At 66.6% G+C, this 23,891-nt stretch carries 23 protein-coding genes and 3 pseudogenes; 12 read left to right on the plus strand and 14 right to left on the minus strand.

Translation table 11 applies throughout. The features are described from left to right. The first annotated feature begins 8 nt into the window (after window positions 1–8). From plsX to QP164_RS14055, 4 genes are all read left to right on the plus strand, one after another. Window positions 9–1,037 carry a phosphate acyltransferase PlsX gene (plsX, locus tag QP164_RS14040; RefSeq protein WP_132895865.1) on the plus strand — a complete coding sequence of 343 codons (1,029 nt, stop codon included), beginning with the start codon at window positions 9–11 and terminating at the stop codon, window positions 1,035–1,037. Next, window positions 1,034–2,002, plus strand: a complete 969-nt coding sequence (locus QP164_RS14045; RefSeq protein WP_333923540.1) for a beta-ketoacyl-ACP synthase III — start codon at window positions 1,034–1,036, stop codon at window positions 2,000–2,002. The genes plsX and QP164_RS14045 overlap by 4 nt, the downstream gene beginning before the upstream one ends. 99 nt (window positions 2,003–2,101) lie before the next feature. Next, window positions 2,102–2,398, plus strand: coding sequence for an integration host factor subunit alpha (locus QP164_RS14050; protein WP_132734757.1), 297 nt, complete (start codon window positions 2,102–2,104; stop codon window positions 2,396–2,398). Window positions 2,399–2,471: 73 nt separating this feature from the next. Next, on the plus strand, window positions 2,472–2,792 hold the full coding sequence (locus QP164_RS14055) for a MerR family transcriptional regulator (protein ID WP_333924267.1): 321 nt from the start codon (window positions 2,472–2,474) through the stop codon (window positions 2,790–2,792). A gap of 140 nt (window positions 2,793–2,932) precedes the next feature. Here QP164_RS14055 and QP164_RS14060 read toward each other — a convergent pair whose 3' ends face one another. The 7 genes and pseudogenes from QP164_RS14060 to rpmI all read right to left on the minus strand — a co-directional run bounded on the left by QP164_RS14060 (window position 2,933) and on the right by rpmI (window position 10,727). Next, window positions 2,933–4,501: a peptide chain release factor 3 gene (locus QP164_RS14060; RefSeq protein WP_132895768.1), complete on the minus strand. Its 1,569-nt coding sequence runs from the start codon at window positions 4,499–4,501 to the stop codon at window positions 2,933–2,935. A 327-nt stretch (window positions 4,502–4,828) separates the two neighbouring features. After that, entirely contained in the window at window positions 4,829–5,710 is an 882-nt protein-coding gene (locus QP164_RS14065; RefSeq protein ID WP_333923541.1) for an aldose 1-epimerase family protein, read from the minus strand. Window positions 5,711–5,994: 284 nt separating this feature from the next. Beyond that, a pseudogene (gene pheT, locus QP164_RS14070) lies at window positions 5,995–8,410 on the minus strand (phenylalanine--tRNA ligase subunit beta). After that, the gene (gene pheS / locus QP164_RS14075; RefSeq protein WP_333924268.1) at window positions 8,407–9,501 is read right to left on the minus strand and encodes a phenylalanine--tRNA ligase subunit alpha; all 1,095 of its coding nucleotides are present in this window, start codon (window positions 9,499–9,501) and stop codon (window positions 8,407–8,409) included. The pseudogene pheT and the gene pheS overlap by 4 nt, the downstream one beginning before the upstream one ends. Before the next feature lie 22 nt (window positions 9,502–9,523). Further along, window positions 9,524–9,853: a GIY-YIG nuclease family protein gene (locus QP164_RS14080; protein WP_333923542.1), complete on the minus strand. Its 330-nt coding sequence runs from the start codon at window positions 9,851–9,853 to the stop codon at window positions 9,524–9,526. A gap of 285 nt (window positions 9,854–10,138) precedes the next feature. Further along, window positions 10,139–10,504, minus strand: coding sequence for a 50S ribosomal protein L20 (gene rplT, locus QP164_RS14085; RefSeq protein WP_056054375.1), 366 nt, complete (start codon window positions 10,502–10,504; stop codon window positions 10,139–10,141). A gap of 19 nt (window positions 10,505–10,523) precedes the next feature. Then, entirely contained in the window at window positions 10,524–10,727 is a 204-nt protein-coding gene (gene rpmI / locus QP164_RS14090) for a 50S ribosomal protein L35 (protein ID WP_031395289.1), read from the minus strand. A 168-nt stretch (window positions 10,728–10,895) separates the two neighbouring features. Here rpmI and QP164_RS14095 point away from each other — a divergent pair, with 168 nt between their 5' ends. Next, window positions 10,896–13,031, plus strand: coding sequence for an AsmA family protein (locus tag QP164_RS14095; RefSeq protein WP_333923543.1), 2,136 nt, complete (start codon window positions 10,896–10,898; stop codon window positions 13,029–13,031). Window positions 13,032–13,548: 517 nt separating this feature from the next. Here the strand turns inward: QP164_RS14095 and QP164_RS14100 are convergent. Further along, window positions 13,549–14,391, minus strand: a complete 843-nt coding sequence (locus QP164_RS14100) for an inositol monophosphatase family protein (RefSeq protein WP_333923544.1) — start codon at window positions 14,389–14,391, stop codon at window positions 13,549–13,551. Between the two features lie 90 nt (window positions 14,392–14,481). Here QP164_RS14100 and QP164_RS14105 point away from each other — a divergent pair, with 90 nt between their 5' ends. Together QP164_RS14105 and QP164_RS14110 are read left to right on the plus strand one after the other, a co-directional pair. Next, entirely contained in the window at window positions 14,482–15,018 is a 537-nt protein-coding gene (locus tag QP164_RS14105; RefSeq protein ID WP_132895774.1) for a peroxiredoxin, read from the plus strand. 151 nt (window positions 15,019–15,169) lie between these two features. Next, window positions 15,170–16,234, plus strand: coding sequence for a GGDEF domain-containing protein (locus QP164_RS14110; RefSeq protein ID WP_333923545.1), 1,065 nt, complete (start codon window positions 15,170–15,172; stop codon window positions 16,232–16,234). A gap of 451 nt (window positions 16,235–16,685) precedes the next feature. Here the strand turns inward: QP164_RS14110 and QP164_RS14115 are convergent, their stop codons facing one another. Further along, on the minus strand, window positions 16,686–17,303 hold the full coding sequence (locus QP164_RS14115) for a YbhB/YbcL family Raf kinase inhibitor-like protein (RefSeq protein ID WP_132895776.1): 618 nt from the start codon (window positions 17,301–17,303) through the stop codon (window positions 16,686–16,688). A 3-nt stretch (window positions 17,304–17,306) separates the two neighbouring features. Continuing rightward, window positions 17,307–17,816 (minus strand): hypothetical protein, encoded by a 510-nt coding sequence (locus QP164_RS14120; RefSeq protein ID WP_332756060.1) that lies wholly within the window; start codon window positions 17,814–17,816, stop codon window positions 17,307–17,309. A gap of 79 nt (window positions 17,817–17,895) precedes the next feature. Here QP164_RS14120 and QP164_RS14125 point away from each other — a divergent pair, with 79 nt between their 5' ends. Together QP164_RS14125 and QP164_RS14130 are read left to right on the plus strand one after the other, a co-directional pair. Next, the gene (locus QP164_RS14125; protein WP_333924269.1) at window positions 17,896–18,309 is read left to right on the plus strand and encodes a DUF1810 domain-containing protein; all 414 of its coding nucleotides are present in this window, start codon (window positions 17,896–17,898) and stop codon (window positions 18,307–18,309) included. 79 nt (window positions 18,310–18,388) lie between these two features. Then, on the plus strand, window positions 18,389–18,514 hold the full coding sequence (locus QP164_RS14130; protein ID WP_259457500.1) for a hypothetical protein: 126 nt from the start codon (window positions 18,389–18,391) through the stop codon (window positions 18,512–18,514). Between the two features lie 86 nt (window positions 18,515–18,600). On the opposite strand, the gene QP164_RS14135 is transcribed toward QP164_RS14130, so the two are convergent. The 3 genes from QP164_RS14135 to QP164_RS14145 are packed head-to-tail and all read right to left on the minus strand — an operon-like array spanning window position 18,601 to window position 20,254. Next, window positions 18,601–19,242 carry a heme exporter protein CcmB gene (locus tag QP164_RS14135; RefSeq protein ID WP_333923546.1) on the minus strand — a complete coding sequence of 214 codons (642 nt, stop codon included), beginning with the start codon at window positions 19,240–19,242 and terminating at the stop codon, window positions 18,601–18,603. Next, window positions 19,239–19,766 carry a heme ABC exporter ATP-binding protein CcmA gene (ccmA, locus tag QP164_RS14140; protein WP_333923547.1) on the minus strand — a complete coding sequence of 176 codons (528 nt, stop codon included), beginning with the start codon at window positions 19,764–19,766 and terminating at the stop codon, window positions 19,239–19,241. Before ccmA ends, QP164_RS14135 begins: the two co-directional genes overlap by 4 nt. Before the next feature lie 41 nt (window positions 19,767–19,807). Then, window positions 19,808–20,254, minus strand: a complete 447-nt coding sequence (locus tag QP164_RS14145) for a metallopeptidase family protein (protein WP_435368377.1) — start codon at window positions 20,252–20,254, stop codon at window positions 19,808–19,810. 48 nt (window positions 20,255–20,302) lie between these two features. On the opposite strand from QP164_RS14145, the gene QP164_RS14150 reads away from it, so the two are divergent. Continuing rightward, on the plus strand, window positions 20,303–20,599 hold the full coding sequence (locus QP164_RS14150; protein WP_128453864.1) for a 4a-hydroxytetrahydrobiopterin dehydratase: 297 nt from the start codon (window positions 20,303–20,305) through the stop codon (window positions 20,597–20,599). Window positions 20,600–20,642: 43 nt separating this feature from the next. On the opposite strand, the pseudogene QP164_RS14155 reads toward QP164_RS14150, so the two are convergent. Next, a pseudogene (locus tag QP164_RS14155) lies at window positions 20,643–21,433 on the minus strand (SDR family oxidoreductase). A gap of 55 nt (window positions 21,434–21,488) precedes the next feature. Here QP164_RS14155 and QP164_RS14160 point away from each other — a divergent pair. Together QP164_RS14160 and QP164_RS14165 are read left to right on the plus strand one after the other, a co-directional pair. Continuing rightward, window positions 21,489–22,250 (plus strand): ABC transporter ATP-binding protein, encoded by a 762-nt coding sequence (locus tag QP164_RS14160; RefSeq protein ID WP_333923549.1) that lies wholly within the window; start codon window positions 21,489–21,491, stop codon window positions 22,248–22,250. Continuing rightward, window positions 22,247–23,784 (plus strand): annotated as a pseudogene (locus QP164_RS14165) (ABC transporter permease/substrate-binding protein). The gene QP164_RS14160 and the pseudogene QP164_RS14165 overlap by 4 nt, the downstream one beginning before the upstream one ends. Window positions 23,785–23,891 lie beyond the last annotated feature (107 nt).

The following is a 23,891-nucleotide window of genomic DNA, read 5'->3' on the forward strand; positions in this document are numbered from 1 at the left end:
GATTGATGATGCCCGACAGCGGCTGGATCGCGGTCGATGCGATGGGTGGCGATGACGGGCTGGCAGTGATGCTCGCCGGTGTCGCGCTCGCGCGTCATCAATTCGAGGGCATGCGCTTTCTGCTGGTCGGCGACGAAGCTGCGATTCGCGAGGGGCTGAAGGCTCATCCGAACCTGTCGCAGAATTCGGAGATCGTCCACGCGCCAGAAGTCGTCGGGTCGAGCGAAAAGCCGACCCAGGCGATCCGGCGTGCGAAGAAGACGTCGATGGGCATCGCGATCGACCTGGTCAAACAGGGTCGCGCCGCCGCTGCTGTGTCGTCGGGGAATACCGGCGCGCTGATGGCGATGGCGAAGCTGTCGCTGCGGATGCTGCCCGGGATCGACCGGCCGGCACTCGCGGCGCGTCTGCCGACCTTGGGCGATACCGACATGGTGATGCTCGATCTCGGCGCGAACACCGAGTGCGATGCGCGCAACCTCGTCCAGTTCGCAATCATGGGCGCCGCCTACGCCCGCACCGCGCTCGACATCCCGCACCCTCGTGTCGCGCTGCTGAACATCGGCAGCGAGGACATGAAGGGCACGGACGAGATCCGCGATGCGGCCGCGCAGCTGCGTGCGACCCCGGCGGTCGACATGCAGTTCAACGGCTTCATCGAGGGCGACCGGCTATCGCGCGGCGAAGTCGACGTCGTCGTGTGCGACGGCTTCTCGGGCAACATCGCGCTGAAGACCGCCGAGGGCACCGCGCGATTCGTCGCCGACCTGCTCAAGCGCGCGTTCCGCAGTTCGGTGCGCTCGAAGCTCGGCTTCCTGATCTCGCGCCCCGCCACCGAATTGTTGCGCGATCATCTCGATCCCAACAACCACAACGGCGCGGTATTCCTCGGGCTCAACGGTATCGTCGTGAAGAGCCACGGCGGCGCGACCGATCGCGGCGTCGCGACCGCGATCGGCAATGCCGCCAAGATGGTCCGCAACGATCTGATCCGGCGGATCGCCGACGATCTCGGCAATGTGGAGAAGGCGGCATGATCCGTTCGGTCGTCATCGGCACCGGCTCCGCCCTGCCCGCGCGCCGCGTCTCCAACGCGGAACTGGCAGAGCAGGTCGACACCAGCGACGAGTGGATCGTCGAGCGCACCGGTATCCGCTTCCGCCACATCGCCGGCGAAGGCGAGACGACCGCGACTTTGGCTGCCGACGCGTGCCGCGCGGCTTTGACCGCGGCCGGGATCGAGGCGCAGAGCATCGACCTGATCGTGCTCGCCACCGCGACCCCCGACCAGACCTTCCCGTCGAGCGCTACCAAGGTGCAGGCGATGCTCGGCATCGACGACTGCGTCGCGTTCGACGTCGCCGCCGTCTGCTCGGGCTTCCTGTACGCGGTCCAGGTGGTCGACAGCATGATCCGCAGCGGCGTCGCCAAGCGCGCGCTGGTGATCGGCGCCGAGACCTTTAGCCGCATCCTCGACTGGGAAGACCGGACGACCTGCGTGCTGTTCGGCGACGGCGCCGGTGCGATCGTGCTTGAAGCGCAGGACACCGCGGACGAAGGCGGCCGCGGCATCCTGACGACGAAGCTGCACGCCGATGGCCGCCACAACGAGCTTCTCTACGTCGACGGCGGCGTCTCGACGACCGGGACGGTCGGCAAGCTTCGCATGAAGGGCCGCGAGGTCTTCCGCCACGCGGTGACCAATCTGGCCTCGGTCATGACGGAGTCGCTGGCGATGGCGGGGCTGGCGTCGGACCAGGTCGACTGGGTCGTGCCGCATCAGGCCAATGCGCGTATCCTGGACGCGACCGCGCGGAAGTTGGGCCTTGCCCCGGCGAAAGTCGTGGTCACCGTCGACCAGCATGCCAACACGTCGGCTGCTTCCGTACCGCTCGCATTGGACGTCGCCGTACGCGACGAACGGATCAAGCAGGGGCAGATCATAGTGCTCGAAGCGATGGGCGGCGGCTTCACCTGGGGCGCTGCAGTTATCCGCTTCTAAGCCGTTCGAAACATATCGATCTCGCTTGTAGAACAAAAGTTCTTCCGGTCGCCGACGTGCTTGTGTAGGAGGTTCGCCGAGTGTGGGAGCTTGAAGATCATGACGACGGGTACTTTGACGCGGGCCGACTTGGCTGAATCGCTCCACAAGGAGGTCGGGCTGTCACGTTCGGATTCCTCCAAGATCGTCGAACAGATCCTGACCGAGATGTGCGGCGCGCTGTCGCAGGGCGAGAACGTCAAGATTTCGGGATTCGGCACGTTCGTGCTGCGCGACAAGGGCGAGCGCGTCGGCCGCAACCCCAAGACCGGCATCGAAGTACCGATCGCGCCGCGCCGCGTGCTGACGTTCCGCGCAAGCCAGATGATGCGGGAACGCATCGTCGGTGCCGACTGACACCCGATATGCCTGATACCGACGACGCACTGCCCGATGCCGGGGGCAAAAGGCCAGTGCGGCGTTTCGGACGATCGGCGAACTGTCGCGCGACACTGGCCTGCCGCAGCACATCCTGCGCTATTGGGAAACGCGCTTTCCCCAGCTGAAGCCGCTGCAACGCGCGGGCAACCGGCGCTATTACCGCGCCGAGGACGTCGCACTGGTGCGGCGGATCGACCAGTATTTGAACCGCGAGGGCTATACCGTGCGCGGCGTACAGCAGTTGCTGGCGGGGGAGAAGGGCGCGGGTGCGATACCGGGTCCTGGCGAGATCGTCGCGCAGGCCGAGTCGCCGATGACTGCCCTGCGTGCAATCCGCGATATGCTTGCCGAGGCGCTGGCGGCGGACTGACTTTTCCGCGTGATTCTCCCCTGCAAGGGGAGGTGGCTGGCGCTTGCAGACGAAGGGGTGACCCGTTCTCATAGCGCGATACCCCTCCGTCAGTCCTGCGGACTGCCACCTCCCCTCACAGGGGAGGATTAGCGGGTAACCTATCGCTCGCGCGTCGCGGCGAAGCGGATCTTCGCATAGCGCTCGGCGATGTAGTTCACTTCCCAGGCGCTCTTGGCGAGGAAGACGGGGTTGCCGTCGCGGTCCTTGGCCATCGCGCCGCGGTTGATCTCGGCGAAGGTCTTCAGTTCGAGCGGGTCTTCCGCCGTGATCCAGCGCGCGGTCTCGTAGGGGGCGGGTTCGAGCCCGGCCGCGACCTTGTACTCCGCGTCGAGGCGCGAGAGCAGCACCTCGAGCTGGAGCTGCCCGACCACGCCGATGATCCAGTTAGAGCCGATGTCGGGGTAGAACACCTGCGTGACCCCCTCCTCGGCCATGTCGTCGAGCGCCTTGCGCAACTGCTTGGTCTTGGTGAAATCCTTCAGCACGACGCGGCGCAGGATTTCGGGCGCGAAGTTCGGCAGGCCGGTAAAGCGGATCGTGGCCTTCTCGCTGAGCGTGTCGCCAACCCGCAGCGTGCCGTGGTTGGGGATGCCGATGATGTCGCCGGGGAACGCCTCGTCCGCGAGCTCACGGTTCTGTGCGAAGAACAGGATCGGCGAGTGGACCGCGATCGGCTTGCCGTGGCCGGTCGGGGTCAGCTTCATGCCGCGCTTGAACACGCCCGAGCAGAGCCGCATGAACGCGATCCGGTCGCGGTGGTTGGGGTCCATGTTGGCCTGCACCTTGAACACGAAGCCGGTGACTTCGGGCTCGTCGGGCGAGATGGGGGCCGGCTCGGCGGGCTGCGCGCGCGGTGGCGGGGCGTAGTCGGCGAGGGCTGCGATCAGTTCGGCGACACCGAAGTCCTTCAGCGCGGAGCCGAAATAGACGGGGGTCAGGTTGCCTGCGCGATAGGCTTCGGGGTCGAAGGTCGAATAGCCGCCCTGTGCTAGTTCGGCCTCGTCGTTCAGGCGGATCATCGCTTCGGGGCTGAGGATCTTGGCGAGTTCGGGATCGTCGATGCCGGTGAACGGGATCGCCTTGCCCATGAACTCGCGGCTGTCGCCCTCGGGGCGGCTCAGCGTGTTGGCGTAGAGATCGTAGACGCCCTCGAACTCGCCGCCCATGCCGACCGGCCAGCTCATCGGGCAGACGTCGAGCTGGAGCATCTCGGCCACCTCGTCGAGCAGCGAGAACGGATCGCGGCCCTCGCGGTCGACCTTGTTGACGAAGGTGATGATCGGCACGTTGCGCAGGCGGCAGACCTCGAACAGTTTTCGCGTCTGCGGCTCGATGCCTTTCGCGGCGTCGATCACCATCACGGCCGAGTCGACCGCGGTCAGCGTGCGATACGTGTCCTCGGAAAAGTCTTCATGCCCCGGCGTGTCGAGCAGGTTGAAGGTGATCCCCTGGCGCTCGAACGTCATCACCGACGAGGTGACCGAGATCCCGCGCTGCTGCTCGATCTTCATCCAGTCCGAGCGCGCGCGGCGGGTCTGGCCGCGCGCCTTGACCTCGCCGGCGAGATGGATCGCACCGCCGAAATAGAGCAGCTTCTCGGTGAGCGTGGTCTTGCCGGCATCGGGATGCGAGATGATCGCGAAGGTGCGGCGGGGAAATTGGGTCATGATAAGGTCCGGTGCGCCGAGTCTGGGCTCGGAAGGTAAGGAAGTTCAGGCTACGTGCCGCTCGCAATCCTCTTCCCGCGCGGGACGCGGCGGGATCGGGCGGAGGCGGCATGCGGCGATCATCGCGTGCTATTGGCAGATGCGAGGCGTGTAGGACAGAGGGGCTTGGATGAGGACCGGTGGCAGGAGCGCCTCCGCTCCCCAAACGCAACGCTCCCCCTCCCTGGAAGGGAGGGGTTGGGGGTGGGTAGGTCAGCTTTGGTCGCAACCGTGCCGTAATGCAGAAACCGACCCACCCCTGCCCCTCCCTTCCAGGGAGGGGGTTCGTCAGTGATCGGGTACGAGCGTCACGCTCATCTCGATGCGCTTCGTGCCCCCCGCGGCCACCTCGAACACGCCGGGTTTGTCGCGATAGTCGCCGGTATAGCCTTCGGGGTCGGCGATGCCGTGCCAGGGTTCGACGCAGACATAGGCCGCGCCGGGTTTGGTCCAGATGCCGAGCTTGGGGGTGTCGGGGAAGGCGATCTTCAACTGCGGCCCGGTCTCGGCGCCATAGGTCACCGAGTCCGAATGGACCGGGTCCCAGACCAGCGCATCCTTCGCGAACAGCTCGTCGCGCAGGGCGATTACGCGGTCCTCGACCGGCGAGGGGCGCTCGTCGACGGCGATCTGGCCGTCGGGGCTGATCGCCTTCAGCTTGCCGGGTTCGTCGGCGTCGAACGTGATGCGGTGGTCGGCGCGGGGCTCGCCATAGGGGAGCGGCCAGGCGAAGGCGGGGTGGAAGCCGAAGCTCGCCGGCATCGCCGCGTCGGTGCGATTGTGGATGCGCGCCTCGATCGCGAGCGTCGCGCCGTCCAACGTGAAGACGATGTCGAGGGCGAACGCGAACGGGTAGGCCTTCCAGGTTTCCTCGCTGTCGGTGAGGCGGAAGCTGGCCGACGTTTCGGTCTGCGCGATGACGTCGAACGTCGAATGGCGCGCGAAGCCGTGCTTCTGCATCGGGTAGGCCTGGCCGTCGAGGCGAATGACGCCTTCGTTGACGACGCCGACGACGGGGAAGAGGATCGGCGCGTGGCCGGTCCAATAGGCCGGGTCGGCGTCGGTCATCAGTTCGCGGCCATCGGCGTCGTGGAGGTGGGTGAGTTCGGCACCGTGCGGATTGATCTGCGCGGTGAAGTGGTCGTTGGCGATCGTGATCAGGTCGGTCATGGGGTTCCTTCCGTGAGCTTCAAACGCGCGAGGCTTCAAAACGCTCACGATACTGCCCGCGCACCACCCCGGCGAAGGCCGGGGCCTAATTGGGAGACGTCGCCAACGACGCGCATCGCTCCGTTACACTGGCCTTGCCACTTGGGCCCCGGCCTTCGCCGGGGTGGTACTAAGGTACACGGCCCGTGCCCTCACCCTCGCCGCCTCCGGCGTCTCTCCCTCTCCCCTCGGGGGAGAGGGAAGGGGCCCGCGGCTGCTTGGCCGTGGGAAGGGTGAGGGCACGCTTAAACGCGTAGGCTCGCGCCCTGCTTGGCCGCCGCCAAGACCACCTTGTCGGCGATCGCCTTGATCTCTTCGTCGGTAAAGCTCTTGGCGGTCGGTTGCAGGACGATCTCGACCGCGACCGACTTGTACCCGTCCTCCACCCCTGCCCCGGTGAACACGTCGAACACGCGGGCCGAGACGATCGCGACCTTGTCCGCCCCCTTGACCGCGCGGACCAGCGTGTCGGTGGCGAGCGCCGCCGGCACGAGGAACGCAAAGTCGCGGCGGACGGCTTGCAGCGCCGGCGGCGTGTAGGCCGGACGCGCGAAGCCAGACGCACGCTTGGGCGGGATCGCGTCAAGGTAGACTTCTACCGCGGCGACGGCGCCGTCGAGGTCGAAGGCCTTCAGGACGGAGGGGTGGAGCATGCCGAAGCTTGCCAGAACCGTCTTCGGTCCGAGGCGGAGCGTACCGGACTGGCCGGGGTGCCAGGCGTCGCCGGCCTCCCCCATCACTTGCAGGTTATCGACCGGCGCGCCCGAGGCCGCGAGAAGCGCCAGCGCTTCGGCCTTCGCGTCATACGCGTCGAAGCTCGCGGCCTTGCCCTCGCGCCAGCCTCGCGGGCGGCGGTCGCCGGCGAGCACCACGCCTAGCGTCGCGCGCTCGGCGTCGGCCAGATAGCGGCGGCCGATCTCGAACAGGCGGACGCTCTGTGCCCCGCGCTTGAGGTTGCGGCCGGTCGCTGCGAGCAGACCAGGAAGCAGCGAGGGGCGCATGACTTTCAGATCTTCGCTGATCGGATTGGCGAGTGTCCAGGCACCGCCACCGAAAGGCGCGGCTTCGGCGTCGGAGAGGAAGCTCCAGGTTATCGCTTCGTCGAGCCCTCGGGCCGCCGCCGCGCGACGCGCCCTACGTTCGAGCTTCTGCTCGGGCGTGGCGGTCGGCTTGGCGACGCCGGGCATGCGGGGGAGCGGCGTCGAGGGGATGGTGTCGATGCCTTCGATGCGGACGACTTCCTCGACGAGGTCGGCGGGGCCGTCGACGTCGCGGCGCCAGCTCGGAATCGTGACCGGCCATTTGCCCTCGATCGTCGAGAACAGCGCGTCGCTGAACGCGTCGGCGGACTTGATCGCGCCGATCGTGAAGCCGAGCGACAACAAAGTCCGCGCCTGGCGTTCGGGGGCGACGTGGAGGCCGCCGAGGTCTGCTGACAGGCGAGGATCGTAGTGGATCACGCGCGGTTCGAGCGGGGGCTCGCCCGAGCGGGTGACGTCGCTGGCCGTGCCGCCGCAGATGTGGAGGACCAGCGCAGCAGCGATGGCCAGGCCGTCTTCGAGGAACGCCGGGTCGACGCCGCGTTCGAAGCGGCTGCGCGCGTCGGAGGTCAGCGTCAGCTTCTGGCCGGTGCGCGCGATGTGGTCGGGATCGAAATACGCGCATTCGATCAGCACGTCGGTGGTGTCCGCGGAGACGCCCGAATGCTCGCCGCCCATGATGCCGCCGATGTCGTGCACGGCCGTGTCGTCGGCGATGACGGTCATCGTCGCGTCGAGCGTGTAGGTCTTGCCGTTGAGCGCGACGACCTGCTCGCCGTCCTTTGCCTTGCGCGCGACGAGGCCGCCGGAGAGTTTGGCGCGGTCGTAGACGTGCAGGGGGCGGCCGAGGTCGATCATCAGATAGTTGGTGATGTCGACGAGCGCGGAGATCGGCTTCTGGCCGATCGCGAGCAGGCTGCGGCGCATCCACTCGGGGGATCTCGCCGTTGGTCACGCCGGTGACGGTCTGCGCGAAGAACGCGGGGCAGCCGGCGGTATCGTCGGTGCGGACATCGGGGCCTGCGCCCTCGCTCGTGAACGCGTCGAACGTCAGCGGCTTAAGCGTGCCGAGGCCGGCGGCGGCGAGGTCTCGGGCAATACCGCGGACGCCCATGCAGTCTTGGCGGTTGGGCGTGATCGCGACGTCGATGACCGGGTCGGTCAGGCCGGCATAGTCCGGGTACGCGGTGCCGATCGGCGCGTCCTCGGGCAGCTCGATGATGCCGTCGTGATCCTCGCCGAGTTCCAGTTCGCGCGTCGAGCACATCATGCCGTTGGATTCGACGCCGCGGATGCTCGCGAGCTTTAGCGTGACGTCGAGGCCGGGGACGTAGGCACCGGGCGCGCCGAACACGCCGACCAGGCCGGCGCGCGCGTTGGGCGCGCCGCAGACGACCTGGAGCGGACCGTTACCGGCATCGACCGACAGGATCTGTAGCTTGTCGGCCTGAGGGTGGCGTTCGGCGCTGAGGACCTTTGCGATCTTAAACGCAGCGAGCTTCTCGCCGGGGTTCTCGACGCCTTCGACTTCGAGGCCGATGCGGGTCAGCGCTTCGACGATCTGGTCGAGCGTGGCGGTGGTTTCGAGGTGCTGCTTGAGCCAGCTGAGGGTGAACTTCATGCGCCGACTCCGCCGGACAAGGTGGGGACGTCGAGGCTCGAAAACCCGTAATGCTTGAGCCAGCGGATATCGCCGTCGAAGAACGGACGGAGGTCATCCATGCCGTATTTGAGCATCGCCAGCCGGTCGATGCCGCAGCCGAACGCGAAGCCCTGCCATTCGTCGGGGTCGAGCCCGCAGGCTTCGATGACCTTGCGGTGGACCATGCCCGAGCCGAGGATCTCGAGCCAGCCGTCCGGCTCGGCGCCGCCGACGACGCGCTTGCCCTTCACCAGCGTGTAGCCGACGTCGATCTCGACCGAGGGTTCGGTGAACGGGAAGTAGCTGGGCCGCAGACGGAGCACGATGTCGTCGCGCTCGAAGAACGCCTTCACGAACGTCTCGAGCGTCCACTTCAGGTGGCCGAGCGTGATGCCCTTGTCGATCACGAGACCCTCGACCTGATGGAACATCGGCGTGTGCGTGGCGTCGGAATCCGAGCGGTAGGTGCGGCCCGGCGCGATGACGCGGATCGGCGGTTTCTGGCTCAACATCGTGCGGATCTGGACCGGCGACGTGTGCGTGCGGAGCAGCGAGAAGGTCGTCTTCTCGTCGGCGGTGCCGGCAGCCTTCGCGTCGATCCCCTGCTGCAGGTAGAAAGTATCGTGCATCGCCCGCGCGGGGTGCGTCTCGGGGATGTTGAGCGCGGTGAAATTATGCCAGTCGGTCTCGATCTCGGGACCGGTCGCGACCGCGAAACCGAGGTCGGCGAAGATCTCGGCGAGTTCGTCCATGACCTGCGACACGGGGTGGATCGTGCCGGCGGGCGTCGCGTCGGCGGGGAGCGTCATGTCGAGCGTTTCGCTGGCGAGGCGCGCGTCGAGCGCGGCGCGTTCGAGCGTGGCCTTGCGCTCGGCGATGCCGTTGGCGACGGCTTCGCGGAGCCCCTGAATCAGCGGGCCTTGGACGAGACGCTCGTCCGGCGTCATCTTGCCGAGCGTCTTCAGCAGCGCGGTGATCGTGCCCTGCTTGCCGAGAGCCTCGACCCGGCACGCATCGAGCGCGTCGAGCCCGGATGCGGCGGCGATCGCCGTCAGCATGTGGTCGCGCATCTGGTTCAGGTCTTGCGTCACGTCATACTCCCAGGGCGGGTTCGGTCAGGCGGGGCAGCCCGAGGCTGATACCCAGATCGTCCCAATTTTCGTTACACGCTTCGATCAACTCGATCTTCCACGCCCTTCGCCATTCCTTCAGCCGCTTCTCACGTACGATCGCGGCCTCCATCGTGTCGAACATCTCGTAATAAGCGAGACGCTTGATGCCGTACCGGCGAGTGAAGCCGGGGATCAACCCCTCTCGGTGCTGAACCAGCCTTGCGAGCAAGTTTGAGGTGACGCCGATATAGAGCGTGCCGTGGCGGCGGGAGTGAAGGATGTAGACGCGGGGCTGGAAGGTTTCGCGCATTTCGTGCTCCCCTTGATCGCCCGCTTGATCTGTAAAGCGAAGTGCTTCGCAGTTTCGTCCATCAACACCCCGTCATCCCGGCGGACGCCGGGACCCACGGTAGCGGGCGGGTTATGGTAGCACGTTATCGCCGGGTCCGCCGTAACCATGGGTCCCGGCGTTCGCCGGGATGACGGATGGGGGCAGGGGTGATCATAGTTGGGGCGTCCCACCAAGCCCCAAACACAGAAAGGGCGCCGGTGGTCTCCCACCGACGCCCTCCCGAAACTCAACTCAGTCGCGAAATTACGCGGCCTGGGGAAGAGCCGCCTTCACCTGGGCGACGATGGCGCTGAATGCTGCGCCCTCGTGCATGGCGATGTCGGCCAGGACCTTCCGGTCGAGTTCGATCCCTGCAAGCTTCACGCCGTGCATGAACTGCGAATAGGTCAGACCCTCGGCGCGGACGCCGGCGTTGATGCGCTGGATCCAGAGGCCGCGGAACGTGCGCTTCTTAACCTTGCGGTCGCGATATGCGTACTGTCCGGCCTTCTCGACGGCCTGACGGGCGATGCGGATGGTGTTCTTGCGACGGCCATAATAGCCCTTCGCCTGAACCAAAATACGCTTGTGCTTGGCGCGGGTGGTAACACCCCGTTTTACGCGTGCCATTGTCTAATTCCTTCTCAGCTCAACGCAGGCCGTAAGGCGCCCAGGCCTTCACTGCTGCGGTATCGGCCTTCGACAGCAGCTTGGTGCCGCGGTTCTGACGGATGTACTTGCCGTTGTGATGCGCCAGACGGTGACGCTTGCCGGCGACGCCGTGCTTGAGCAGGCCGGTGGCGGTGAGCTTGAAGCGTTTCTTGACGCCGCTCTTGGTCTTCAGCTTGGGCATTTTTATCCTTTCGGTTACGAAGGAGGACGCTGAAATCGCCGCGGCAGCCCACACTGGCCGGGCGATTCGTCGAACGCGTTCCCTTCGAGGAAGCGGGCCGCATAGACGCAATGATCCGCCATATCAACCGTTGTGGAACTGACGCGGCTGTCGTGCGATAGGCCAAGCATGGACGACAGCCCGACGCAGCCGATCGAGACCCCTTCCGCGGCCCCGGAAGCAGCCTCCGTGCAAAAACGTCGCAAGCGGCCGATACTGCGCAACATCCTGCTCGGGATCGTCGCGGTCATCGTCGCGATCTGGCTGGTGCTGTACATCACCAAGGGGCGTTTCCTGAAGCATCCGTTCGAGCGCGTCGTCGGCTCGCTCACGCATCGGACGCTGACCGTGCGCGGCGATTTCCAGCTCTATTTCGCGCCCTTCCGCATCAAGCTGTATGCGGAGAACTTCACGCTCTCGAACCCCGACTGGGCGAGCAAGCCCAACCTGTTCCAGGCGGACAAGCTCGACACGCGGATCGCGCCGCTGTCGCTGATCTTCGGCAAGCGGCGGCTGTACTGGCTCGATCTCGTCAACGGCGCGGTCGATCTGGAGTGGAACGCGTCGCATTCGGCCAACACCTGGACGTTTTCGAACAAGAAGGGTGGCAAGCCGCTCGAATTCCCGCGGATCGACGTGGCGACGGTCACGGGCACGACGGTGCGCTATCTCGATCCGCGGATGCGCGTGCTGGCGGACCTCAAGGTCGCCGACATCCGCTCGGTCGACGCGACGATCGGCCGCGCGGTCGGGCTGACCGGCAAGGGGCGGTTGCGCGAGACACCGTTCACGGTGACCGCGCAGTTGCTGTCGCCCGACGCGACCGCCAATCGCGGGCAGAACAAGCTGGTCGCGAGGGCGCGGGCGGCGGGCAACATCATCGACGTCGCGGGGACGCTGCCGAGCATCGCCGATGTCGAGAACGTGCCGCTCGCCGTCACCGCACGCGGCGCAAACCTGTCGACGCTGCTGGGCGTGATCGACGTCGCGATCCCGAACACGCGGACCTACAAGCTGCGCGCGCAGCTCATCAAGCAGGGCGACGAATACGCCTTCACGCACCTGCGCGGCTTTGCGGGCCGGACCGATCTCGCGGGCAAGCTGACGATTACCAACGGCGAGCGCATCCATCTCGATTCGGTGCTCACGACCAAGAGTCTCGACATCATCGATGCGGCGCCGTTCATCGGCTTCAATCCCGACATCGTCGAATCGAAGGGAGCTGTCGCGGCGGCAGCGGCGACGGGCGCCGCACCGCAGCGCCTGCTCCCCGACGGGAACCTGCCGGTCGCGACGATGCAGATCTTCGATGCCGACCTGAAATGGACGATCGGCGTGGTGAAGTCGCGCAACCTGCCGATCTCAAACATCGACCTGACGCTCGATCTTGAGCGCGGGCGGCTGGCACTGTCGCCGCTGACCTTCTCTATGGCGCGCGGCAACGTGGCTTCGGACGTTATCTTCGATACGCGCGCACGGCCGAGCGCGGTGTCCTACGACATCCGCCTTGCGCCGACGCCGCTGGGTCGGCTGCTCAAGGGCTATGGGCTAACCGAAGCTGGGACGACCGGGACCGTTAAGGGGCGGATCAGGCTGGAGGGTCGTGGCGATTCGATTCACGATTCACTGGCGTCGTCGCGCGGCCGGATCGCATTCGTGCTGCCGTCGGGGGCGCTGTCTGTCCGTAACGTCCAACTCGCCGAACTCGACATCGGCACGTTCGCGCAGCGGATGTTCCAAGGCAAGCTTGATGAGCCGGTCCAGATGAACTGCGGGCTGATCGGCTTTACCGTGCGCGGCGGGGTGGCTGCGGCGGACCCGATCCTGATCGATACCCGCAAGAACGTGATCGTCGGCCGCGGCGGGTTCAGTTTCCGCAACGAGGCGGTGGATCTGGCGTTTCGAGCGGATTCGAAGAAGTTCAGCCTGTTTGCTGGGCAGTCGCCCGTGAGTGTTGGCGGGATGTTCGCTGCGCCGAAGCTCAACGTGATCTCGAAGGACCTGCTCGCGCGCGTCGGCAGCGGGCTCGGGCTGGCGCTGGTCGCGACGCCGGTCGCGGGAATCTTGGCGTTCGTCGATGTCGGCGATGCGAAGTCGACCGCCTGCGGGCCGGTGCTGGCCGGGGCGACGGCAGCGGCGCAGCGGACGACCAAGGGTCAGCCGCGCGACGACGTCGGGCATGGCACCACCGCCAAGGCCGAGGATGGCGAGCCAACCCGCGCGGAGGGCAAAGCGCAGCGGAAGAAGTTTCTGGGAATCTTCTGAAGGGGCGGGCGAACTGTACGGTCCCTTCCCTAACTCGCTCATCCTGGCATCAGGCGGGCACCGTCGCCGACAATTGGGCGCGCGTCGATGGCTAGCGTTCCGCGTCCATGGGTCCCGGCGTCCGCCGGGATGACGGATAGAGATGTGAGCGGGGCTTGGCGGTGAGTATGCGGCGGGCTGATTGGAACCCCGTTCGTTTGAACAACGCGCGCCGCTTGGATTGGGCCGGCGTACCTGCGACTCAGTTCCAAACCAAGGCTGTGTCTCCAGACACCCCCGTCACCCCGGCGGACGCCGGGGCCCATGGTTGGGTCCGCTTAGACGGCTAGCGCTCCGTGTCCGTGGGTCCCGGCATCCGCCGGGATGACGGAAGGGGGATGATGTGGGGGCTTTGCGGTTTGCGATACCGCTTTAGTGCTCCCTCCCGCTTGCGGGTTGGGGAGGGCTGATCGCATGCCGGACGCCCGTACGTACGTCGTGTCCTCCCTAGCCCCTCCCGAAGGCGGGAGGGGAATCTCTATCCGTGATCGTGGCCGTCGTGATCGTCGTGATCGTGCGCCTCACCCTGCAACCGGTGCATCGCCTCGAGCACGTCATCCATGCGCGCGGGGTCGCCGATCGCCAACACATGGCCTTCGCTGGCGGCGGTCAGCGGGTCGCCGTTCCAGTCGCACATCATGCCGCCAGCGCCTTCGACCACCGGCACCAGGGCGGCGAAGTCGTAGAGGTTGAGACCGGATTCACACACAACATCGAGATGGCCGCTCGCGAGCAGGCCGTAATTGTAGCAGTCGCCGCCATAGACCGGGCCCTGGCGCGGATTGCCGCCCGAGATCGCCGCGACCAGCGCGAGATAGGGCTGCACATCGCCGTCCTCGAACAGATGCGGGCTGGTGGTGGCGATCGTCGAGCCGGCGAGTTCGCGGCAGGCACGGGTGCGAACCGGCACGCCGTTGAGAGTCGTCGGGCGGCCCGCGACACCGACCCAGCGTTCGCGCTGAACCGGCTGGTCGATGATCCCAAGGACCGGCCAGCCATCCTCGACCAGCGCGATCAACGTGCCGAAGATTGCCCGGCCGACGGTGAAACTGCGCGTGCCGTCGATCGGGTCGAGCACCCATTTGCGGTTGGTGACGCCGGGCTTCTCGCCGAACTCCTCGCCGATGATGCCGTCGCCCGAGCGCTCGGCATCGAGCAACCGGCGCATCGCGGCCTCGGCCTCGCGGTCGGCGCGCGTCACGGGGGATTGGTCGTCCTTGATCTCGACGCCGTGCTCATGACGGAAATAGGGTCGGATGACGTGGCCCGCAGCATCCGCGAGGCGGTGCGCGAGGTCGATATCGGCTTGGGTCACTGGCATGGCCCCTGCCTATCGGCCCCTGACGCAGGGAGCAATGGACGGAACGCTCACGTCGGCGTAGGTCGTTGCAATCCAACCGGAGTATCGTCCATGCGCCTCGTCTCGACTCTCGCCGCCGCCGCTCTTCTCGCCGCAACGCCCGCCTTCGCCGCGCTCGCACCCGGCGCCAGGGCTCCGGACTTTACGACGCGTGGCGCGATCGCCGGCAAGGTGTTCACGGTCCATCTCGCCGAGCAGCTCAAGAAGGGCCCGGTCGTGCTGTACTTCTTCCCCGCCGCGTACACCGGCGGCTGCAACGCCGAGGCGCATGCCTTTGCCGAGGCGATCCCGGCGTTCACCAAGGCTGGCGCAACGGTGATCGGCATGTCGGCGGACAATGTCGAGACGCTGAGCAAGTTCTCGGCCGAGAAGTGTGCGGGTAAGTTCGCGGTCGCGAGCGCAGGGCCGGGCGTGGTCAAAGGCTACGACGTCGCGCTCGGCAAGCAGATGGCGGGTCGGGATATCACCAAGCGGACCAGCTACGTCATTGCCAAGGACGGTCGCATCGCGTTCGTCCATGACGACATGAACCCCGCGGCGCACGTCTCGACGACACTTGCCGCAGTCGAGAAACTCACCGGCAAGTAAGCCATCGAACACGGAGCGTTGTTCTCGCTTGATGGATGAGGCTCGGTCGTCACCGGCCTATAGTCATCGAACCGGCAATTACCTGCCGGTTTGGTGACTTAATTCTAACGCTTTCGGGTTTATCGGAGACTGCGAGAACTCGGGGGACGAGATGCGCGACGTACAGGCGGCCAGAACTACGGCCGGGTCATTTCCGAACGAGACGATATTCGAACGGATCGGTAGGTTCCTCGACGCGCAGAAACTCAGCCCCGATCCCGCCCACTACGCCTTCGCCTTTGCCGTATTATCGTCACCTGACAGCGAGTTGGCGGAAGCCGTACGGCAGCAGACCGACCTCGGCATCAGATTGACCCGACACGATATCGAGCGACTTGGCGGGCAGGTGGTACAGGGCCCTCCCCTCGTCCTGTCGCGCACCGACGCCGATGCAGCGGCGCCCGCCAAGCCTAGCATCGAGATGCGGACCGACACGGCGATCGCGCTGGTGATCGAGACGCAGCAGCAGGTCGACGGGTTCGCGCAGATCGTGCGAACGATGCAGGCCGAGACCGAAGGTTTCGGACATGAACTCGCGCAAAGCGCGGCGGCGATCACGCATCTGGCCGAACTCGACGAGATCACCCGCATCACGAGCTCGATGATCGCGCGGATCCACGACAGCGAGGTGCGGCTGGCGCTGGCCACGGCGGAAACCGATGCGCTACGCGCCAAACTGGCCGAAGCCCGGGATACGGCACGACGCGATGTCTTGACCGGCCTGCCCAACCGACGCGCCTTCGAAGAAGCCTATGCCGCGCGCGATCTGGACGCAGGTCCGTACTGCCTGGCGGTCTGCGACATCGATCGGTTCAAGCGCGTCAACGACCTCCATGGCCACGGCGTCGGCGACCGGGTGCTGGTCGCGATCGGCCAAGCCATGGCCGCAGAATGCGCGCCGCACCTGGTCGTGCGCCACGGCGGCGAGGAATTCGCCGTGCTGCTCGGGGGGCTGGGCCTGGCGGAGGCGGCCGAGTTGCTCGATTCGGTCCGCGCGGTCGTGGCCGCGAAGCGCTTCCGCAACCGGGAGACCGACACCGCGCTCGGGACCATCACGTTTTCCGCAGGCGTGACGGCGATCCATGCCGACGAGGTCGCCGAAATCGCGTTCTTGCGGGCCGACCGCCTGTTGTACGCCGCCAAGAAACAGGGACGCGATCGGGTCTGCGCCGGTTGATCCCGTAAGTTGGCGGAATTTACGATGGTTTCGTGGTGCGTTTTACCACTCGAAGCGTCGGCAAATCAGAAATTCACGGCGGTTCAACACGTTACGAAACTGGCACGCACCGTGCAATTCATTCGATATCGGCAGCCGGATGGTCCGGCGCCTGACACTCGAAGGAAAATCTCATGTCGATCCGTTTTGAAACCGTCCAGCGTATTGCTTGCTCGTTCGTCGGTGCGATCGTCTTCGCTGCGATCGCCGTCAGCACCGCCACGCCGATCATCCCGATCGCCTGATCCTCACGTCACGGAGAACCATCATGGGTCGCAGCATTCTCATAGGCCTTGCCGCCTTCTCGACTACCCTCTTGCTGATCGTCACGCATAGCGGGACGACGCTGGTCTGAGCCGGCCGCGGCAGCGTCGGTTCAGCCCCAGGGCCAAACCGCCACCGCCGCCCTGCGTCATGCAGGCGCACCCAAGCCCACCGGCCCGACCGGTGCCTCCGCCTCGCGCGAATAGGTACCGATCAACAATCCCGCTGCCAGCACATGGCCGGTTATGGCGTCGATCACCGCAGAGCGTCCGGGTGTCGCGCCGACGTCTTCAGCGCCCGCACCAACCGCGAACATCTGAAACGCATACCGATGATCGCCATGCCCACTCGGTGGATCGGGTGGCAGCCATCCCTCGCGAAGATAGGAATTACGGCCAACGTCGCGTCCTGCCGCATCGCCCTCCCCATCGGCGGCGATCGCACCTTCGGCAAGACGCCCCGCATCGGCTTCGAGGCCCCAGACGATCGCATGGACGAGCGGCTGCGGGGTCGGTGCATCGGCATCCTCGACGATCAACACCATATGCGTGGTGCCAGCCGGCGGTTCGCTCCAGACGAGCGGCGGCGACACGCCTTCGCCATCGGCCGTGAAACGCGGCGGCATCCGGCTCTCATGCGCGAATGCCGGGCTGGTCAGGTCGAGCGTCTCGAACCGGTTGCCAAGCTGGACGATGGCGAGCTTTTCGGCGCCCGCACGCAGACCGCTCATCGCGTGGCCGAGCCACGCCGGGATGTGTTCGAGCATCGCTTATCCTTCCGAAGGGCAGGTTTCGGCACGGCGTACGGGGGCGGCGCCGTCATACCAGTCACTCCGCGTGCCCATCTTCGCAGCATCATGGTAGCAGACCTGGGTCTTGGCGGCCTTGCTATCGACGATCACGGTCCAGTTGTGATCGCCGCAATTATGCTCCTCGCAGCCCCAGGCCGCGACGCGCTCGCCGATCTTGAACACCGGTGTTTCGGGCCCCGAACGACCGCGGATCGTCTCGCGCAGTTTCGCATCGCCAACCGCCATGACCAGCCCCGAGGCGACATCGGTACGGTCGAAGAAATCGACGCCGCCGACCGCGTCATGCGGGTATTTCCCGACATAAGCGGTGATCGGCGTGGTCTGTGCCTGCCCCGGGATCGGCGTCGGCGCGCGCGTCTGCGGCGGCGTGAAGTTGCTCGCAGCGAGCGTGTCGGTCGGATCGTCCTTCTTGCCGCAACCGCTCAGCAACGGGAGGGCAAGCACCGCGATCATCACCATCGTCTTCATGCGCATTCCTCTTCTGGTCGATCAACGCATCGGCCTTGTCGGGGGTTGCGTCGAGGAGGATCGCGACCATTTCGAGGACATGCCGCACGATCTGACCCGCTTCGTTACCGCGCAGCACGGCGTGTACCCGCAGGCGCTTGCCGAACTGCACGCCGGTGCCAAACGCAGCCACTGGATGTGGTTCATCTTCCCGCAAATCGCGGGTCTCGGGCAGAGCATGATGGCGCGGACCTATGCGATCGCCGATGCGAGCGAGGCGCGGGCGTATCTAGCGCATCCGGTCCTCGGGCCGCGTCTGCTCGAAGCGACCAAGGCCGTGACCGCCGCGCAGGGCTCGGCCGCGACGATCCTTGGCGATATCGATGCGGTGAAGCTGCGATCGTCGATGACGCTGTTCGCGTCGGTCGCGGACGACCCTACGCCGTTCCGCGCGGCGCTCGACCGGTTCTTCGACGGGTCGGCGGACGAGGCGACCTTGCACAGGCTCCAATAAGCGTTTTTCGATAAGAGGCGCGCGCGCTGTCGCAACGGTGTAGGATGGTGCGGGGCCTTCCGCCCCATGAGGTGTCGTCATGGCCAAGAGCCAGAAGAAGTCGAGCAAGGAAGTCCGCAAACCCAAGGCCGAAAAGGCGCCCAAGGCCAATGCGTCCAACCCGACCACCAAGGGCAAGCCCGTCGAGATGACGACGCTCAACTAAGCGCGCGCGCCTTCCCTCTCCCCTCGGGAGAGGGCGAGACGCTGGAGGCGGCGAGGGTAAGGACTACCGAGCGCGCCGGTCGCGGCTTAATCGAGCGCGGCGCGGATCGCGGCGGCGGCGATGAACGGTGCCCCCGCGACCAGCACGAGGCTGACCGCGGCGAGCAGTTTTATCGCGCCTGCGCCGCCCGCCGGGTCGAGCGAACCGGCGCCGAAGATCAGCAGTGGCACCGCGAGCGGGAGCATCACCAGCCCGGTGACCGCACCACCGCCGCGCACGCCCGCGACCAGCGCGCTGGTGACGACCGCGAGGGTCGCCAGACCCGGCGTGCCGATGAGCAGGCCGATCTCGACGCGGAGCAGCGTTTCGCCCGAGAGGTTGAGCAGCCCCGCGGCAATCACCGCGGCGAGCATCAGCGGCGGACCGAAGCTCAGCCAGTGCGCGATCGTCTTGGCCACCGCGACCAATGTCGTCGACAGACCGCGCACCGCGAACTGGTCGAACACGCCGGACTCCAGATCGGGACCGATCAGCCGCTCGACCGGGAGCAAGGCAGCCAGCAATGCCGCGGTCCAGATCACGCCGCCGCCAATCCTGGCGAGCAGCGCGGCGTCGGGGCCGATCGCGAACGGGAACAGCGTCGCCACCAGCAGGAAGAACGCGACGACCAAGGTCGCGCCGCCGCTCGACACGCTGCGGCGAAGATCGCGGCGGATCAGCGCGATCACAACGCGATCTCCCGCGCGCCAGGTAGCGACAGCGGCAGATGTGTGGCGACCAGCACGATGCCGCCGCTTGACCGATGTCGGGCGATCAGCGCTTCGAGCCGCGTGATCGAGGTCAGGTCGAGCCCGTTGGCGGGTTCGTCGAGCAGCCAGACCGGCGCGCCGGTCGCGGCGACACGGGCGATCGAGGCGCGACGGCGTTGTCCCGTGGACAGGAGTCGGACGGGAATGTCGGCCAGTGCGTCCAGATCGAGCGCCTGCATCGCGCGGGCAACGCGTGCGTCTGGATCGGGGGCGCTGTCGAGGGTCGCCCAGAACCGAAGCGCCGCCACGAGCGAACGATCGGTGTCGAGCGCGCTCGCTTCGGTGAGCAACGCCTTGTCCGCCTTACAGGTCACGGCACCTTCGAACGGTGCGAGCAGGCCAGCGGCGATCCGGATCAGGCTCGACTTGCCGATCCCGTTGGGGCCGGTGACGATCGCGGCCTCGCCGGGACCGAGATCGAACGAGACGTTTGAAAAGAGCATTCTTCCGCCCCGCATGCACGCGACGTCGCGAAAGCCGAGGGTCACGTGGCCGGATCTTCCGCCGAATCTTCCGCCGCGTCTTCAAGTGCGTGCATGTCGTCGTCACTGAGGCCGAAATGATGGCCGATCTCGTGGATCGTGACGTGCGCGACGAGATCGTCGAGGCGGACGCCGGTGTCGATCCACTCCTCCAGGATCGCGCGGCGGTACAGCACGATGCGGTCGGGCATCGCGCCGGTATCCATCGACGATTTCTCGCCGAGCGGGCGACCATGATACAGCCCCGACAGATCGAGCGGGTGCTCCAGGCCAAGCGCGGCGAGCGTCTCGTCGTCGGCGTATTCCTCGACCGCGAAGACGATGTCGCCGAGATGGATCGCGAACTGCGCCGGCAACCGGGCGATCGTCGCACGCGCGATTGCCTCGATCGCGTCGGCGTCCGGTGCTTCGCCGCGCGCCTCTGCCCGTATTGCTGCTTGCCCGCTCATGTCGTCAGCCATAGTCGTTGCCCGAGGATAGCGGCAAGGGACACGCGAATGATCGAAGCACTGAACGAGACCGAGCGGGCCGAGGCGCTCGATGGGCTCGACGAGTGGGATTACGACGATGCGCGCGATGCGATCACGCGGACGATCGTGTTCGCCGATTTCGTTGAGGCGTTCGGCTTCATGGCGCAGGTCGCGCTGATCGCCGAGCGCGCGAACCACCATCCGGAGTGGAAGAACGTCTGGAACCGGGTGGAGATTCTGCTGACGACGCATGATGCGGGCGGTCTTTCCCCACGCGATATCGAGATGGCCGAAGCGATCGACGCGATCGTCGGCGACGCCTGAGTCTCCTGTAATCCTCCCCCGCCAGGGGAGGAAACAACAAATGTCACTCCCGCGTCATGCTGCGCCGCATCCGCTTGCGCAGCGCGCCTGGCATCCAGCGTGCCGCAAATGCCATGCGGTGCGCGGTCTTGCCGACATAGGTGTGGACCTTGTCGCCGTGCACCGCGGCCCAGGCGGCGTCCGCGACCTTGTCGACGCCGGTCAGCTCCAGCCCCGCGCCGGTCACCGTCTCGCGGATCGAGTGGTTGCTTCCCCCGCGCCCGAATCGAGCAGCGGCGTGTCGATGAAGCTCGGCACGATCGAACGCACCTTGATGCCGTCCGCTGCCCATTCGCCGTCGAGCGCCTCGGTGATCGCGCGAACGCCGAACTTGGTCGCCGAATAGGGGGCCAACCCCGAAGAGCCGTAGATCGCCGACGCGGAGGCGGTGTTGAGCAGGCACGATCCCGGCGTGCGCTTGAGATACGCATAGCCGATCCGCGCACCGTTCAGCACGCCGACCAGGTTGATCGCGATTACCCGGTCGATCTCGGCGAAGTCGGTCTCCGCGAGCGGGCCGCCCGAGCCGATCCCGGCATTGTTGAACAGCACGTCGAGGCGCCCGCCGGTGGTCGCGACGAACGCATCGAGGCAGGTCACCCATGCATCGCGGTCGCGCACGTCCATCTGGTAGGTGGTCGCCATGCCCGCGGGGAGCAGCGCGGCGGTCTCGGCGAGCCCGGCAACGTTGACGTCCGCCAGCCCGACGCGCCAACCCTTCCGCGCGAACAGCTGCGCGGTGGCACGACCGATCCCCGATCCGCCGCCGGTGATGAAAATGCTCTGCTCGGTCATGACGCCTCTCTCTATGATTTGATTTTCCGGTATGTTTCCCGCATCCTGCGCGCAGATGCCAGACAATTCCCCCGCGCTCGCTTTCGAACGCGTCACCAAGACCTACGGGTCGACGATCGCGGTCGATGCGGTCTCGCTGACGATCGCCGGCGGCAGCTTCGTCGCGCTGGTCGGGACGTCGGGATCGGGCAAGTCGACGCTGCTCAAGACGATCAACCGGCTGGTCGAACCAAGCGACGGCCGCGTGACGATCGATGGCGCCGACGTCGCTGCCGAGCCTGCGCCAGACCTGCGCCGACGGATCGGCTATGTCTTCCAGAATATCGGCCTGTTCCCGCACATGACGATCGCCGAGAATATCGCGATCGGGTTGCGGATCGCGGGGCGCTCCGACGAGGCGAAGGTCGGCGAACTGCTCGACCTCGTCGACCTGCCGCGCGACATCGCCGGGCGGATGCCGGAGGCGCTGTCGGGTGGCCAACGACAGCGCGTCGGGATCGCGCGGGCGCTCGCGCCGGGCGCGAAATTGCTGCTGCTCGACGAGGCGTTCGGCGCGCTCGATCCGGTGACGCGCGATGCGCTGGGGACGCGGATCCGCGAGCTGCACGATCGGCTCGGGCTGACGACGATCCTGGTGACGCATGACATGGCGGAGGCGCTGCTGCTGGCGGACCGCGTGCTGGTGATGAAGGCGGGGCGGATCGTCGCCGATGCGACCCCGGCCGAACTGGTCGCGGGCAAGGGTGGCGACGATGCGCAGGCGCTGGTGCAGGTGCCGCGCGCGCAGGCCGAACGCTTGCAGGCGTTAGTAGCATGAGTGCGTTTCTCGATGCACTGGGCCGCGTGCCGCCGTTGCTTGCCGCGCATGTCCTGTTGTCAGCATCCGCACTGCTGCTGGGGATCGCGATCAGCCTGCCGCTCGGGATCTGGTCGGCGCGCAATGCCACTGTCGCGCGCGTCTCGCTCGGGTTTGCGAGCCTGGTGCAGACGATCCCGAGCCTTGCGCTGCTGGCCTTGTTCTATCCGCTGTTGCTCAGCCTGTCGGCGCTGGTCGGCGGCGGGATCCCGGCGCTCGGCTTCCTGCCGTCGCTGATCGCGTTGACGCTGTATGCGTTGCTGCCGATCATCCGGAACGCGGTGGCAGGGTTGCACGGGATCGACCCCGCCGTGATCCAGGCGGCGGATGCGGTGGGCATGACACCCGCGCAGAAGCTGCGGCTGGTCGAGGCGCCGCTGGTCGCGCCGGTGCTGGTCGCCGGTATCCGCACCGCGGCGGTGTGGACGATCGGCGCGGCGACGCTGTCGACGACGGTCGGCCAGCCGAGTCTCGGCGACATGATCTTTGCCGGGCTCCAGACGCAAAACTGGGCACTGGTGCTTGCCGGCTGCGTGTCCGCGGCGGCGCTGGCGCTGGCGGTCGACGCGCTGATCGGTGGGATCGAATATGGTTTTCGCGCACGGCGGCGGTGGCTGTGGATCGCGTGCACCGCGGTATTGGTGGCGGGAACCGCGGTGGCGACGCTGCCGCTCTGGCCAAAAGTGGTGGCGACCGAACGGTGGTGGTCGGCGCGAAGAACTTTTCCGAGCAATATATCCTTGCGCGGCTGCTCGGCGATCGGCTCGAGCGGGCCGGCTATACCGTCGAGTATCGTGACGGGCTGGGCTCCGCGGTGGTGTTCGGCGCGCTCTCGGGCGGCGATATCGATGTGTATGTCGATTACGCCGGGACGATCTGGGCGAACGAGATGAAGCGCAACGATGTGCCCGAGCACGGCGCGATGGTCGCGGCGATCGGTGCATGGGCGAAGCGCGAGCACGGGGTCGGGCTGATCGGGTCGCTCGGGTTCGAGAATGCCTATGCGTTCGCGATGAAGGGCGATGTGGCCAAGGCGAAGGGCATCGCCAGCCTCGACGATCTGGTGAAGGCCGCGCCGGCGATGACGCTGGGCAGCGACCTGGAGTTTCTCGAGCGGCCCGAATGGGCGGCGGTGAAGCGCGCCTATCCGCTGCGGTTCGCCAAGACGACGCCGTACAGCCCGACCTTCATGTACCGCGCGCTGGAGAGCGGGAATGTCGATGTGATCTCGGCCTTCTCGTCGGATGGGCGGATCGCGGCGGATGGTCTGGCGGTGCTGAGCGATCCACGGCGGGCGATTCCGGGATATGACGCCATCCTGATGGTCACGCCGAAGCGGGCTGGGGATACGAAGTTCGTGAACGCGCTGAAGCCGCTGGTTGGGCGGATCCCGGTGGAGGCGATGCGCGCGGCGAACTACCGAGTGGATCGTGATGCGGACAAAGAGACGCCCGAGGCGGCGGCGCGGTGGCTGGCGGCGAAGGTGGGGCTTTAACTTCCCTCGCCCCGCCTCTCGGAACGCCCTCGAAGTTCACCATCGTCATCCCCGCGAAGGCGGGGATCCATAGGGGCTGAGGGATCTGATACATCGCCCGGCTCCGA

Origin of the sequence: Sphingomonas sp. LR59, assembly GCF_036855945.1 — a bacterium.
GTDB lineage: Bacteria > Pseudomonadota > Alphaproteobacteria > Sphingomonadales > Sphingomonadaceae > Sphingomonas.

Excerpts from the sequence above, each read along its gene's own strand:
- plsX (WP_132895865.1), top strand. The coding sequence starts at position 9 with ATGCCCGACAGCGGCTGGATCGCGGTCGATGCGATGGGTGGCGATGAC.
- QP164_RS14045 (WP_333923540.1), top strand. The coding sequence starts at position 1,034 with ATGATCCGTTCGGTCGTCATCGGCACCGGCTCCGCCCTGCCCGCGCGC.
- QP164_RS14050 (WP_132734757.1), top strand. The coding sequence starts at position 2,102 with ATGACGACGGGTACTTTGACGCGGGCCGACTTGGCTGAATCGCTCCAC.
- QP164_RS14060 (WP_132895768.1), bottom strand. The coding sequence starts at position 4,501 with ATGACCCAATTTCCCCGCCGCACCTTCGCGATCATCTCGCATCCCGAT.
- QP164_RS14065 (WP_333923541.1), bottom strand. The coding sequence starts at position 5,710 with ATGACCGACCTGATCACGATCGCCAACGACCACTTCACCGCGCAGATC.
- pheS (WP_333924268.1), bottom strand. The coding sequence starts at position 9,501 with ATGCGCGACCACATGCTGACGGCGATCGCCGCCGCATCCGGGCTCGAC.
- QP164_RS14080 (WP_333923542.1), bottom strand. The coding sequence starts at position 9,853 with ATGCGCGAAACCTTCCAGCCCCGCGTCTACATCCTTCACTCCCGCCGC.
- rplT (WP_056054375.1), bottom strand. The coding sequence starts at position 10,504 with ATGGCACGCGTAAAACGGGGTGTTACCACCCGCGCCAAGCACAAGCGT.
- rpmI (WP_031395289.1), bottom strand. The coding sequence starts at position 10,727 with ATGCCCAAGCTGAAGACCAAGAGCGGCGTCAAGAAACGCTTCAAGCTC.
- QP164_RS14095 (WP_333923543.1), top strand. The coding sequence starts at position 10,896 with ATGGACGACAGCCCGACGCAGCCGATCGAGACCCCTTCCGCGGCCCCG.
- QP164_RS14100 (WP_333923544.1), bottom strand. The coding sequence starts at position 14,391 with ATGCCAGTGACCCAAGCCGATATCGACCTCGCGCACCGCCTCGCGGAT.
- QP164_RS14105 (WP_132895774.1), top strand. The coding sequence starts at position 14,482 with ATGCGCCTCGTCTCGACTCTCGCCGCCGCCGCTCTTCTCGCCGCAACG.
- QP164_RS14110 (WP_333923545.1), top strand. The coding sequence starts at position 15,170 with ATGCGCGACGTACAGGCGGCCAGAACTACGGCCGGGTCATTTCCGAAC.
- QP164_RS14115 (WP_132895776.1), bottom strand. The coding sequence starts at position 17,303 with ATGCTCGAACACATCCCGGCGTGGCTCGGCCACGCGATGAGCGGTCTG.
- QP164_RS14120 (WP_332756060.1), bottom strand. The coding sequence starts at position 17,816 with ATGAAGACGATGGTGATGATCGCGGTGCTTGCCCTCCCGTTGCTGAGC.
- QP164_RS14125 (WP_333924269.1), top strand. The coding sequence starts at position 17,896 with ATGCCGCACGATCTGACCCGCTTCGTTACCGCGCAGCACGGCGTGTAC.
- QP164_RS14130 (WP_259457500.1), top strand. The coding sequence starts at position 18,389 with ATGGCCAAGAGCCAGAAGAAGTCGAGCAAGGAAGTCCGCAAACCCAAG.
- ccmA (WP_333923547.1), bottom strand. The coding sequence starts at position 19,766 with ATGCTCTTTTCAAACGTCTCGTTCGATCTCGGTCCCGGCGAGGCCGCG.
- QP164_RS14145 (WP_435368377.1), bottom strand. The coding sequence starts at position 20,254 with ATGAGCGGGCAAGCAGCAATACGGGCAGAGGCGCGCGGCGAAGCACCG.
- QP164_RS14150 (WP_128453864.1), top strand. The coding sequence starts at position 20,303 with ATGATCGAAGCACTGAACGAGACCGAGCGGGCCGAGGCGCTCGATGGG.
- QP164_RS14160 (WP_333923549.1), top strand. The coding sequence starts at position 21,489 with ATGCCAGACAATTCCCCCGCGCTCGCTTTCGAACGCGTCACCAAGACC.